Origin of the sequence: Sphingobacterium sp. E70, assembly GCF_019285695.1 — a bacterium.
GTDB lineage: Bacteria > Bacteroidota > Bacteroidia > Sphingobacteriales > Sphingobacteriaceae > Sphingobacterium > Sphingobacterium detergens.
The window spans coordinates 3,657,280-3,669,873 of record NZ_CP079104.1 but is presented as its reverse complement, the minus strand read 5'-3'; the positions used below and the strand labels follow the sequence as shown (position 1 = coordinate 3,669,873).

At 39.0% G+C, this 12,594-nt stretch carries 15 protein-coding genes and 3 pseudogenes; 7 read left to right on the top strand and 11 right to left on the bottom strand.

Features of this window, described 5'->3' with window-relative positions; all coding sequences use genetic code 11:
- The first annotated feature begins 21 nt into the window (after window positions 1–21).
- Window positions 22–292 (top strand): annotated as a pseudogene (locus tag KUH03_RS25790) (3-oxoacyl-ACP synthase III family protein).
- A gap of 70 nt (window positions 293–362) precedes the next feature.
- On the opposite strand, the gene atpG reads toward KUH03_RS25790, so the two are convergent.
- From atpG to KUH03_RS25740, 10 genes and pseudogenes are all read right to left on the bottom strand, one after another.
- On the bottom strand, window positions 363–1,265 hold the full coding sequence (atpG, locus tag KUH03_RS25785) for an ATP synthase F1 subunit gamma (protein WP_257087408.1): 903 nt from the start codon (window positions 1,263–1,265) through the stop codon (window positions 363–365).
- 78 nt (window positions 1,266–1,343) lie between these two features.
- Window positions 1,344–2,917 (bottom strand): annotated as a pseudogene (atpA, locus tag KUH03_RS25780) (F0F1 ATP synthase subunit alpha).
- A gap of 53 nt (window positions 2,918–2,970) precedes the next feature.
- A complete protein-coding gene (locus KUH03_RS25775) occupies window positions 2,971–3,513 on the bottom strand; it encodes a F0F1 ATP synthase subunit delta (RefSeq protein WP_120262216.1) in 543 nt (180 codons plus the stop codon).
- A gap of 29 nt (window positions 3,514–3,542) precedes the next feature.
- Window positions 3,543–4,043, bottom strand: a complete 501-nt coding sequence (locus KUH03_RS25770; RefSeq protein WP_120262215.1) for a F0F1 ATP synthase subunit B — start codon at window positions 4,041–4,043, stop codon at window positions 3,543–3,545.
- Window positions 4,044–4,152: 109 nt separating this feature from the next.
- Window positions 4,153–4,341 (bottom strand): ATP synthase F0 subunit C, encoded by a 189-nt coding sequence (atpE, locus tag KUH03_RS25765; protein WP_028070619.1) that lies wholly within the window; start codon window positions 4,339–4,341, stop codon window positions 4,153–4,155.
- A gap of 36 nt (window positions 4,342–4,377) precedes the next feature.
- Window positions 4,378–5,465: pseudogene (gene atpB, locus KUH03_RS25760) on the bottom strand (F0F1 ATP synthase subunit A).
- Window positions 5,466–5,581: 116 nt separating this feature from the next.
- Window positions 5,582–5,944 (bottom strand): hypothetical protein, encoded by a 363-nt coding sequence (locus KUH03_RS25755; RefSeq protein WP_257087407.1) that lies wholly within the window; start codon window positions 5,942–5,944, stop codon window positions 5,582–5,584.
- Window positions 5,945–5,948: 4 nt separating this feature from the next.
- The gene (locus KUH03_RS25750) at window positions 5,949–6,176 is read right to left on the bottom strand and encodes an AtpZ/AtpI family protein (protein WP_223581168.1); all 228 of its coding nucleotides are present in this window, start codon (window positions 6,174–6,176) and stop codon (window positions 5,949–5,951) included.
- Between the two features lie 49 nt (window positions 6,177–6,225).
- On the bottom strand, window positions 6,226–7,695 hold the full coding sequence (locus KUH03_RS25745) for a helix-turn-helix domain-containing protein (protein ID WP_257087406.1): 1,470 nt from the start codon (window positions 7,693–7,695) through the stop codon (window positions 6,226–6,228).
- Window positions 7,682–8,452 (bottom strand): AAA family ATPase, encoded by a 771-nt coding sequence (locus KUH03_RS25740; protein ID WP_257087405.1) that lies wholly within the window; start codon window positions 8,450–8,452, stop codon window positions 7,682–7,684. The genes KUH03_RS25745 and KUH03_RS25740 overlap by 14 nt, the downstream gene beginning before the upstream one ends.
- Window positions 8,453–8,651: 199 nt before the next feature.
- Between KUH03_RS25740 and KUH03_RS25735 the strand changes: the two genes are divergently transcribed.
- Window positions 8,652–9,149: a cupin domain-containing protein gene (locus KUH03_RS25735; protein WP_120262211.1), complete on the top strand. Its 498-nt coding sequence runs from the start codon at window positions 8,652–8,654 to the stop codon at window positions 9,147–9,149.
- Window positions 9,150–9,740: 591 nt separating this feature from the next.
- Here KUH03_RS25735 and KUH03_RS25730 read toward each other — a convergent pair.
- Window positions 9,741–9,890, bottom strand: coding sequence for a hypothetical protein (locus KUH03_RS25730; protein ID WP_257087404.1), 150 nt, complete (start codon window positions 9,888–9,890; stop codon window positions 9,741–9,743).
- A 4-nt stretch (window positions 9,891–9,894) separates the two neighbouring features.
- Here KUH03_RS25730 and KUH03_RS25725 point away from each other — a divergent pair, with 4 nt between their 5' ends.
- Genes KUH03_RS25725 through KUH03_RS25705 form a run of 5 tightly spaced genes read left to right on the top strand, consistent with a single transcriptional unit; the run spans window position 9,895 to window position 12,534 of the window.
- Window positions 9,895–10,392: a hypothetical protein gene (locus KUH03_RS25725; RefSeq protein ID WP_257087403.1), complete on the top strand. Its 498-nt coding sequence runs from the start codon at window positions 9,895–9,897 to the stop codon at window positions 10,390–10,392.
- A gap of 10 nt (window positions 10,393–10,402) precedes the next feature.
- Window positions 10,403–11,026, top strand: a complete 624-nt coding sequence (locus tag KUH03_RS25720; RefSeq protein ID WP_257087402.1) for a hypothetical protein — start codon at window positions 10,403–10,405, stop codon at window positions 11,024–11,026.
- Window positions 11,020–11,202 carry a hypothetical protein gene (locus KUH03_RS25715; RefSeq protein WP_257087401.1) on the top strand — a complete coding sequence of 61 codons (183 nt, stop codon included), beginning with the start codon at window positions 11,020–11,022 and terminating at the stop codon, window positions 11,200–11,202. Before KUH03_RS25720 ends, KUH03_RS25715 begins: the two co-directional genes overlap by 7 nt.
- Window positions 11,199–11,510, top strand: a complete 312-nt coding sequence (locus KUH03_RS25710) for a hypothetical protein (RefSeq protein ID WP_257087400.1) — start codon at window positions 11,199–11,201, stop codon at window positions 11,508–11,510. The genes KUH03_RS25715 and KUH03_RS25710 overlap by 4 nt, the downstream gene beginning before the upstream one ends.
- A 31-nt stretch (window positions 11,511–11,541) precedes the next feature.
- Entirely contained in the window at window positions 11,542–12,534 is a 993-nt protein-coding gene (locus KUH03_RS25705; protein ID WP_257087399.1) for a hypothetical protein, read from the top strand.
- Window positions 12,535–12,594: the final 60 nt, after the last annotated feature.

The following is a 12,594-nucleotide window of genomic DNA, read 5'->3' as shown; positions in this document are numbered from 1 at the left end:
CCCGAAGTTATTCATGAGGCTTTGACAAAGAACAACCTGAAAACTTCTGACATCGACTTATTGATTCCCCATCAGGCCAATCTTCGTATTTCACAGTTTGTTCAGAAAACCTTGGGATTAAATGAGGATCAGGTGTTCAACAATATCCAAAAATACGGCAATACCACAGCAGCGTCCATACCGATCGCGTTATGTGAGGCTTGGGAAGCCGGAAAAAAAAGAGGGCGATCTTATTTGTTTAGCCGCCTTTGGCGCAGGCTTTACCTGGGGATCCGCTTTAATCAGGTGGTAAAAAGGATTACTAAACATAAAAAGGCGATAATCATAAGATTATCGCCTTTTTATATTGTCCTGATTAAGGATTATCCGTTTGATAACGCTGCCGCTCCAGAGACGATCTCGGTCAATTCTGTTGTAATTGCCGCTTGACGTGCTTGGTTATACGATAACTTAAGTGATTTCAATAAGTCACCAGCATTTTCAGTTGCTTTATCCATTGCTGTCATACGTGCGCCATGCTCAGAAGCATTGGAATCTAAAACAGCTTTGTATAATTGAATCTTGATGGCTTTAGGAATTAATTCTTCAATAATCTTCTCTTTAGAAGGTTCGATGATATAATCCACTTCAGCTTCAATTTTTGCTTTATGCGTATGTTGTGTGTTTTGCTCTGCAGGTGGTAATAAAGGCAAAATTTGCTCTGCTGTCAACTCTTGAACTGCAGCGTTTTTGAATTGGTTATAAACCACTTCAACACGATCAAAATTACCTTCCTTAAATTGTTCCATGATAAATTCTGTCACTACAGAAACAGATCCAAAATTTAAATCAGAAAACAAGTCTGAGTGATTAGCTATCACATCGAAATTACGCTTCGAATAGAAATCGTAACCCTTTTTACCAATAGCGATGATACTCAAATTGCCTTTCGCATGCTGCTCGGCATATTTGTTAGCGATCAAGTTATTAGTCATCTTGATAGCATTCGCGTTGAATGCCCCAGCCAAACCTCTATTAGAAGAAACAACAACGATCAACACCTTATTTGGCTCACGATCTACTGTGAAAGGAGAATTACTTCCCTCCACACTTGCAGAAACATCAGCCAAAATATCTCTTAGTTTATTCGCATATGGGCGCAATTGTAAGATAGCGTTAGTAGCGCGCTTCAATTTAGCAGCCGAAACCATTTTCATGGCTTTAGTGATCTGCTGTGTTGATGATACCGAGGTAATCCGGTTTCTTACTTCTTTTAAATTTGCCATATTTGTTTTAAGTATCAAGTACCTAGTATTGAGTATTGAGTCTAGTCAATGGACTCAATACCAAATACTCATTACTAATTAATATTTTGATGCTAAATCCTTAGCTACTGTTTCTAATACTGCAGTCAACTCATCAGAGAATTTACCAGCTTTGAACGCTGACAAAACTTCTGGATGGCGTTGTTCCAATTGCGTCAAGAATTCGTCTTCAAACGCTCTTACTTTATTTACTGGAACATTACGTAATAAACCTTTCGTTCCAATGTAAATGATCGCAACTTGTTTCTCTACCGAAACTGGAGAGTATTGACCTTGTTTCAAGATCTCAACGTTACGAACACCTTTATCCAATACAGCCTTAGTAGCAGCATCTAGATCAGAACCGAATTTCGCGAAAGCTTCCAATTCACGGTACTGCGCTTGATCCAACTTTAATGTACCTGATACCTTTTTCATCGGTTTGATCTGAGCGTTACCCCCACACGAGATACCGAAATACCTACGTTGATCGCCGGACGAATACCAGCATTAAATAAGTTAGATTCCAAGAAGATCTGACCATCTGTAATAGAGATTACGTTGGTAGGGATATATGCCGAAACGTCACCTGCTTGTGTTTCGATGATTGGAAGAGCTGTCAATGAACCACCACCTTTAACCAAATGCTTGATAGACTCAGGAAGGTCATTCATGTTACGAGCGATATCATCAGAAGAGTTGATTTTCGCTGCACGCTCCAATAAACGGCTGTGTAAGTAGAAAACGTCACCTGGATATGCCTCGCGGCCTGGAGGACGACGCAACAACAAAGAAACCTCACGGTAAGCCACAGCTTGTTTAGACAAATCATCATAAACGATCAACGCTGGACGGCCTGTATCACGGAAGAACTCACCGATAGCAGCACCCGCCATTGGCGCGTAGAATTGAAGTGGAGCCGGATCCGCCGCAGAAGCAGCGACAACAACTGTATAAGCCATTGCACCTCTTTCCTCCAAGGTACGAACGATATTCGCTACTGTAGAATTCTTTTGACCTACAGCAACGTAGATACAGAATACAGGTTGACCTGCATCATAGAACTCTTTTTGGTTTAAGATCGTATCGATACAAACCGCAGTTTTACCTGTTTGACGGTCACCGATGACCAACTCACGCTGACCACGACCTACTGGAATCATCGCATCAATCGCTTTGATACCCGTTTGTAATGGCTCAGTTACCGGTTGACGGTAGATAACACCCGGAGCTTTCCGCTCGATAGGCATTTCATACAATTCACCTTGGATAAGTCCTTTACCATCAATTGGTTGACCCAATGTATTCACAACACGTCCCAACAAACCTTCTCCAACTTTGATGGATGCAATACGGTTGGTACGTTTAATAGTATCTCCTTCTTTAATTTCGTCAGAAGGACCTAAAAGTACAACACCGACGTTGTCTTCTTCTAAGTTTAATACAATACCTTGTAATCCGTTATCAAATTCAACCAACTCACCGGACTGAACTTTAGTTAAGCCGTAAATACGAGCAATACCGTCACCTACAGCAAGTACGGTACCCACTTCCTCTAGTTCGGCTTCTGATTTAAAGCCCGACAATTGTTCTCTTAGAATTGCCGAAACTTCATCTGGTCTTACCTCTATCATTTTAATTATTATAAGGGGTTTTTGATTTATTTTACTTCAAGTATCAGAATAACTTAGTTACCCTGATTCAAATATCTTTCTAATTTATTCAACTTACCAGCAATACTTGCATCAATCTGGCGGTCACCAACATTGACTACAAATCCACCGATCAAACTGCTATCGACTTTATTGTTCAATATCACCTGAGCGTTGGTTTCTTTTGCAAGTACATCTTTCATCGCTGCCAAATTAGCTTCAGAAAGTGGTGCTGCAGATGTAACTGTAGCTTTCACAATACCTTTTACCTCGTTATACTCACGGACAAATTCCTGAGCTGTAGCATATACTATTGTACCACGACCTTTGTTGATCATGATCTTAAAGAATGCCAAGATATTCGGATTGATCTTATCTTTAAATAAAGCATCCAATATGTTTTTCTTCTTGTCCAAAGGAACAATAGGATTGGCCAAAACAGCCTGCAATTCCGAACTGGATTTTAAAACAGCAATGAACGAATCCATATCTGTCTTGATGGTCTCCAGTGAGCCTTGCTCGCTAGCCAAGTCAATTAATGACTTTGCATATCTCGATGCTACTTTAAATACTGACATAATTCTATTTCGTAATTTAAGTGACCAGATTAGTTCAATTTAACATCATTCAGCAAATCTGCCACTAAAGCTTCTTGCTTACCTTGGTCCTCAAATTCTTTTGTTAACACTTTACGAGCGATATCCAAAGACAAAGAAGAAACTTGTGATTTTACCTCAGCCAAAGCTTTATTCTTTTGTTCTTCGATCTCTTCTTTCGCTTGAGCAATCATTTTAGCACCTTCAGTTTGTGCCTGTGTTTTTGCCTCAGTAACGATTTTCTCTTTTAGCTCTTTTGCTTCTTTAAGGATAACATCACGTTCCGCACGAGCCTCTTTAAGCAATTGTTCGTTCTCATTTGTCAAACGAGCCATTTCTAATTTAGCTTTCTCAGCAGCTTCCAATGCATTCGCAATTCCTTGCTCACGTTCATCCAAAGCATTGACGATAGGTTTCCAAGCAAACTTGCCCAATAAAAAGATCACAACCAATAAGATGATTAGTTGCCAAAAGAACAAACCGTACGAGAACTGATTAATTAATGCTTCCATTTATATACAATTGTAAATTATAATTTTCTTTTGTTTGTATTTTTTTGTTTAAATACAGTCTGCAACCAACCGTTGCAAACTGTATTTAGTAAACTTTAATCAGCTTGGATTATTTACCTAAGATTAAAGCACCGAATGCTAAACCTTCAACTAAGGCACCAATGATGATCATCGCAGTTTGAATTTTAGATGCTGCTTCTGGTTGACGAGCGATAGCTTCCATAGCTGAACCACCGATTTTACCTAAACCTAAACCTGCACCGATTACGATTAAACCTGCTCCAATTAAGTTGTACATAATAATTATTTTATAAAATTTAACAAAAAAATTCGATTAATGATGCGCGTGTTCTTCAACAGCCATTCCGATAAACAAGGATGACAACATGGTAAAGATAAAGGCCTGCAAAAACGCAACCAGTAGCTCCAAGAAAAACAACACTAATGTTAACAACATGGACACCCCGATACTACCACCGACTGTCAACTGTTGTTGAAATAAATATACGATTGCGATCAAACCCATTACAACGGAGTGACCAGCAGTAATATTCGCAAACAAACGCAACATCAAGGAGAAAGGCTTAGTAAACATACCCAACACCTCAATTGGCGCCAAAATAAATTTGAAAGGAACTGGAACACCTGGCATCCAAAAATGTGTTTCCAATAATCTTTATTAGCCTTAAAGTTGGTAATAAAGAAAGTGAATAAAGCCAAACATAAAGTGACTGTAATATTTCCTGTTACGTTAAAACCTAGTGGAGTCATACCTAACAAGTTTAAAACAAAGATCAAGAAAAACACAGATAACAGGTAAGGCATAAATTCTTTATAACGATGACCAATATTTGGAACAGCCATCTCATCACGTACATATAAAACCAATGGTTCTAAAACGCGACCAACACCTTTAGGAAGGTTATTAACACCTTTCTTGTATGTTTTAGCCAGGCATATGAAACCCCAGAACAATAAGAATGCTGCCAATAATAGGCCCACCACGTTCTTTGTAATCGAGAAATCTAAAGGTTTTGAATTCGTAGGGTGATGTGCTTCATCAAAGTTTAAGGTACCTGAAGCATCTGTTTTATAGATCTTGCCATGGTAAAGTGTATAGTATTGACCATTTTTCTCTACAACGGATTCGCCATGATGAAACTCGCCAGAAGAAAAAACAACCAATCCATTATCAATAAGAATTACTGGCAATGGAAAACCATAATGTTTTCCTGCTTTTTGATCGGAGAACAAAGAAAAATAATGATCATCTTGTAAGTGATGTTGACTATACTCTTTGATTTCCTCAGCCTGGGTTTTAGGCGCATCCCCATGCGCTTCTTCAGCTGCTTTTAAGGTAAAAGGATTGACAGCAAGAAAAATTACTGCAAATAATAAAAGTGCTCTCTTAAGATTCACCATTTCAGATTACTATTGAATAATAAAAATTTTGCGCAAAAATACAATTTTATTTGGCATAAATCACCATTTGTTTAAACTTTTTCCAAAAATAGTTTAAACCTTTTTATCTGCTTGATTTAAAGCGCTAAAAGCGACGTAGACATCCACAAACAGAGAGATAAAAATACAACCAAAAAGTTATATTCGATAAAGTTATTTTCAAAGGTCTTTAACCCGTCTTTAATATAAATATATCCTGCAACACCTTTCAAGAGCACCAGCCCCAGAAATATAACCCCTAGTTTCTCCGGCATAGACCAATTTGCAAAAAATATCAAGACCGCAACCAGCAACGAAGAACAGAATCCAAAAGTATACATTCCCACCAGACTGTAGGAGGTTTTGCTCCAGTATTGTTCCACGTTCATTCCGGATATCACTAAATAATGCGCAGCAAAACTTGCCACAAAGACGATCAGCAGTATAAGTATGCTTTTCAAATAACTATTCATTCTTATTAATTTGATTTGCCTGCCTGATGAACTGATACAGGGATACAACCACACCCAACAACGTCAACCCTTTCATTCCCCAATCACCCGCAATGGCATATTTATTATCTAACCAACTCCCCACCCAATAAAACAAATATATTGTCACACCCATCTGAATCGGCATGGAAGTAAATACAATCCACTTGTTAATTTTCTTATTGGTTTTCTCCTCTTTCAATTAGCTTATAATAAAAGGTTGACAAATATACATCATAAATCCTTACCCACTACAATCCTAAAACTTTTTGTCCAATTTTAATATCGGGATAATCGATATCCGCCCCAAAAAGCATCTTCAGTTCGGAAGATGATTTGTCTGGATTCGCACGAATAACATCAAGGATACGATCCAGCTTCGCTTGATCAATTAATTCGGTCGCTTCGACCTCCGTGCCCACAAAATTAATTAAATGCCCATAAATTGTACCGGCGACCATCCCTCGCTTGCCCGCAATATCCGCGATAGTCATCCCCTCTTTAAACATTTCTAACGAAATATCCTTTGTATCTAGTTTTTTTGTCCCTTCTTCGTCAGCGCTTTGTGCCGCCAATTCATCTCTTTCCTTTGTCTTAACCTGTGCAGCTACATCTAGCATGGCTGTTTGAAAATCTTCTCTTTTGGATAGCGTTTCGGCAATAATTAGACAATGCTGCAACTGCTCCCGTTTTCTCTTATAATCCAACAATATTGCTTTCAATTCATCAACATATTTCTTTGTTCGCTTGCGGATCTGATATTCCTCAATATGCTTTGTCAGAGCCGCAATAAGATCCTTATCCATCCTTGGCAAAAACCAATTTACAGCGGCAGTCGAACGCTCGCAAATCAGGTCATAATCAATCGCATCCTTATCCCTAAGGAGATCATAAAGGACAACAATAAATTTGTGGGCCACTTTCTCCTGTGTCTGAAGCTGTTTAACGATCTCCTGAAAAAATTGAACAGCCTGCTCTTTCCCATCGATATTACGTTCATCCATTGATTTCAGCAGCTCCGAAGTTTCCACCAAGAGACCATCCCATCGAAAACCATTCATCAAAATCTGCCCTAGATAATTTCGTTGGCACTGTTCCAATATTTCGTTAATACTGGATTGGGAATGTGCACGTTGTGCGAACTCGACCACCTGATAATCCGTACGGATGGCATAAGATGGAATAATGGATTTAAGTACAAGTCCGTCCAAACTCGTCAAACGGCTTAACGCAACATAAACCTGTCCGGCCGCAAATGAGGTACCCGCATCAATAATTGCTTTCTGAAAAGTCAAACCCTGACTCTTATGGATTGTAATAGCCCAGGCTAGTCGCAACGGAAATTGAGAAAATGTACCCAGAATCTCCTCTTTGATTTGATCCTGCCCCTTATCATAATTGTAACGGATATTTTCCCAGGTCTCTCTTTTGACTGTTACCTCTTCAGAGCCGTCAGGAAAAGTGACTGATACCGTTCCTTGTACTGTATCAATATTCTTGACCGTACCGATCTTACCATTGTAATACTTCCGCTCATCACCGGAATCATTCCGGATGAACATCACCTGCGCCCCTATTTTTAAGGACAGCGTTTCCTCGGCAGGATAAGACCCTTGTGCAAAGTCATCCTTTACAACAGCTTTTAAGTTAAGCATCTTTCCAGACAACGAAGCCAGTTTTGCACTGTTGATCTCATCGGCATTCCGATTATGGGATGTCAATGTAATATATTGCCTCCTCCTCTTTTGGCACAAAATCCTGTTGGTAATAACCATTTAGAGTAGTTAGCATTTCACTGGTACATTGATTATTCCGTATTGCATTCAAGATCGAAATAAACCCTTCATCCTGCTGACGATAAATCTTATTAAGCTCCAGCATGACCAAAGGGCTATCCCTTAGAATCTTCGCATTGAAGAAAAATACAGACGAATAATGATCACGGAGAATATTCCATTCCGCATCTTTGACCACAGGGGGCAATTGATATAAATCGCCTATAAACAAGACCTGTAATCCTCCGAAAGGACGCATATCGCGACGAACAGATTGTAATATCACATTGATCGCATCCAAGGTATCTGCCCGTACCATCGAAACCTCATCGATAATCAATAATTCCAGTTCCTGTAGAATCGCCCGACGTTGTTTCGTTAGCTTTATCGTACTGAACAAACGGGATTTATTATAAATATGACTATCCTGCTCATCCCAGCGCAACTCATAATCTTCAACAAATGTTCCGAAAGGAAGCCAAAATAAGGAGTGAAGAGTCGTCCCACCAGCATTCATAGCAGCTACTCCTGTTGGCGCAGTAATCGCCATTTTCTTATAGCTATGCTCCCGAATATACTTCAAGAAAGTCGTCTTTCCCGTACCTGCTTTTCCTGTAATAAATACATTCTGATTGGTTTGGTTAACAAATGCAACAGCCTGCATAAATGCTGTGTTTTCTCGATCGACTTGAAAATTTGACATATCCTGAAATTAGATTGACCACAAAACTAAGTATTTCATTTTGAAAACATATCCTATCGATAGATTGTATATTTTATATAAAACCACATTTTATTAATGATTTCAGCAAAGCTAAAACGGTTAACTAAAAATATTAATGATTTTTTTCTATATTTAGCTGCTGAATTAATGATCAATAAATTTTTAGAAATTTTATAAGATGGCTATAGATAAAACCGCATTATTTGAAAAAGTGCAAGAGATGTTGACATCCAAAGGATTCAACATTGAGAAGTCGGATGCAGCACGCCCTTGGGGTGGCTTTTTTGTCATCGACGAATCCCAGGCACAAGAGTTCGCAAATGAGTATTTTGGTGGATTGGATGTTCAGGAGTTAAGAATTTCAGGAAAATTAAGTCCAAAAATTCTGATCGTTGCTCCAGACAAGAGACTTTCTTGGCAATACCACCACCGCCGCGCTGAAATCTGGCGTGTTATTCAAGGCAATGTAGGTGTTATGGTTTCGGATACCGATGAGGAGTCAGTGGTATCTACTTTGAAAGAAGGTGAAACAATCAGATTACGTCAGGGACAACGTCACCGTCTAATTGGCTTGGATGGCTTTGGTATTTTGGCAGAAATTTGGCAACATACTGATGCGAACAACCCTTCAGATGAAGACGACATTATTCGTGTTCAAGACGATTTTGGAAGATAGAAGTATTTAATACTTATTTCTCATAAAAGGGCTGTCCAGATGACAGCCCTTTTTCATTTTCATCACTATTCCGCGCCAGACTTTCCTAAAATAGTCAATATTTAGAGCCCTACCACTACTTTGCAGACATCTTCTTTGATTTTAAAAGACAATACCTATCCAAACCATTTGACACTTCTTCATTTCACCAAATACCCTATTAACCCGCAATTAATTACGCTCCATATTTTGCATACCGATTCGCTTTGGCGCATTTAACATAGCTCCCTCAACACGTAAGACCAATCACAATCCTATCACCGGACAAATTTCTCCAATGTTATTTTTCAGATATTGAAGTCTCATTTATTGCATCCATATTTTATCCCTATGAAAATGATCAGCTAGGTCTATTCGCCTCATTCTGACCATTAATTAACCTCATGATGATTTCATTCCAATAAATTAGCTGTCACAATCCTAATTTTTACTATTTTAGTATACGTATAATAAAATGTCACATGATGAGCAACAACGAAAACCAAAGAAGTTCTGGGATATTAAACAGTCTTAAAAGTTAATTTTCGAAGATGATCAGACAAGCTCTGCCCCTCAATCTCCGGCTCCAGCACCTGCTGCTCCGACACAAGAAAAATTAAATACTCCCACACCAACATATACGTCGGTAACACAGCCTGTAGCAACTGGCAAGACTCCGCCGCCTATTCCTATTACAGCCAACGATGGATCTACGGATCTCAAAGAAATGAAACTAAAGGTTTATGCCATCCTTGAAAAACTTAATGAACCGGGTGTCGATTTTTTTGAAGTCTGGAATGCCGCTGCAGCAATGGGAAAAGTAGAAGAAAACACCTTAAAAGCGGCCTATACCTCACTTAAGTTTGTGGATAGTTCACTATCGAAGGAAAAACTTGTGGCAACTGGCACAAATTATGCTAATAAGCTTAAAGAAACCATAGCCAAAGAGTCGGACCAGAAACAGGAGGAAAAGAAAAGGACCGAACAGGACCGAACAATGGAGATAGCGAATTTGAACAGTGAAATCAAAGCATTAACTGAAAATATTACCAAATTACAAGATGACCTACAGAAAAAGCAGGTCGCCCTGGGACAGATTAATGAAAAGTACGAACCAAAGATCAAAGAAATCGAACAAAAAATAGCAATAGGCAACGCTGCTGTTGGTGAGGTTATTACCGAAATAAACAACGCATTGCATATGATTAATCAATCAATTACATAACTATAAATCAATGGAAAAAAAAGATCAATACATCAATATTCCTGCTGAAATAAAGACACAACTCCCCATATTTCAAGTTTTGGGAGATCATTTACCTGCACAATTAAAATCTCCAGAAGCAAAAAAAACTGCTTCGACTGTTTTCTTTTGGGCATTACTTTTGGGCGGCGCATTTGCTTTTTTCAAATTCCTTCCCATTATGCTTGAATACGCAGGAAAGAGCATTTTATTTGTTATTTTCAGTATTATCCTGATCACTCTATTGCTTTTAGCTCCTAAGATCATCGCCCTACTGCATCGCTTGGGCACTGTACTGTTGTTCAAAGGGGAGAAATCCATTATTAGAAACAATCCCATCGAGACTTTACAATTGCTGTCCCGTGATGCCAAAGACACGTTAAAACGTGTAAAGGAAAAGATCAGTAATGTGGACGGGGTTCGCATTGATATGATTCAAAGCGGTGAAACAGCTCAAAAAACTGCGGAAGAAAAGTACACTTATGCGAAAAGGTTTACGGCTGAAGCTGCTAATCTTGATGAAAAATCAAAGGAAGAAGCCAGCAAAAATAATGCTGAGAAAGCCAATGCCTATGCAAGAGATGCCAAGGAAACACGTACCAAAGCTTTTTGCTAGGTAAAGAAGGGGAATCCGAAGAACAAAATGCCCGTAGCTATGTGCAATACGCCAATCAGTTTGCCAAAGTACTGGAGGTCCTCAAAGACAACGAAAGCGCAGCACGTATCTATGTAAGTACATTGGATAGCAGTATTTCTATTATTTCCAAGAAGTTAGAAGCAACGCAAAAATGAAAAATGCAACGGATGGACTTGCCGATGTATTTAATATCAAAGATGGATGGGCTTTTCAGGAAGCAATGAATGCAGCTACAGGTGCTATCAGCCAAAACATTGCTTCGATTAGATCCAACTTGGATTTCTTGGATCAAAACAACAACATCACAGTCGGGGGCGCCCCTTCACAAGGAGAACTGGAAGAATTTATACGTAAGGTCGACGAACGTAATTTGAAAGTACTTAATGTCACTCAGATGTCCGATGCGAGCTACGAACTCAAGCCAGAGGAGAAAATCGACAAAGGCTTTACATTACTAGATTAATTAACAAAACAATATCATATTATTCAAAATTATGGAAGAGAAATCGACATGGGCTAGATTAAGATGGCCTATCAAAGCGCTTATTATCGCGGTACCTATTCTTGCTATTGGCTATTGGGCGATGCAATCAGGCAAATTCGACACAATCCCAACTGTTAATAAAGCAGATACATCCAGTTCCAACACACCAGGCGCAGCTACCCCAACCTCTGGCAGCACACGTTCATTCAATTATCAACCTGAAAAACCGATCGATGGAGAGTATAAGGGTGTTGTAGAAGTGGGCGCCTCGGGATTCAATTCCTTTGTCGTCAATATGGATAAAGAAAATCGTTGGGAGATTATTTCCAAAGATTTTGGTAAATCCTTTGCTTATGAAGGCTTAGCCAATACCGAAGATATCCGTAAAGGATTAAAAGACTATATCGGCATGATGCTCGATAAAGGTGTGAAATCTAAAAACATCCACTTTGTTATCAGCTCTGGCGCACAAAAAGAACCTAAGACGACTGTGATTAGTTCCGAGCTCAGAAAAATGGGTTTTGTTGTTAATTTAGTGACTGCCGAACAAGAAGGAAAGCTGGCGCTTAAATCTGTTCTTCCTAAGGCTTATGAAGAAAATTCTTTTGTTGTGGATATCGGTTCGGGCAACACCAAAATCTCCTGGATTGATGGTAATACCAAATCTGAGGAAGCGCCTGGCGCAAAATATTATGAAAAAGATCTAAAAGACGATGCCGTTTATGCGGAAGTGAAAAAATTAGGTGAGAAAATACCCGCTGCAAAAAGAGAAGTATGTTTTATCATTGGTGGTGTTCCCTTTGAACTAGCATCTCAGACACGTCAAGGAGACGAACGGTTTACAGTATTGAATGACCCTTCCTCTTATAAAGCAGAAAAAATAAAAACCAAAAGCGGAGTAAACATCTACAAAGCACTTAAAGATGCGACCAATTGCGATACCTTTGTATTTGACTGGGACGCAAACTTCACGATCGGCTTTTTGCTTTCATTGAATAAATAATTACATTTTACAGCAACAAAAAGAGCTGTACTTTTTCAAAGTACAGCTCTTTTTGTATCA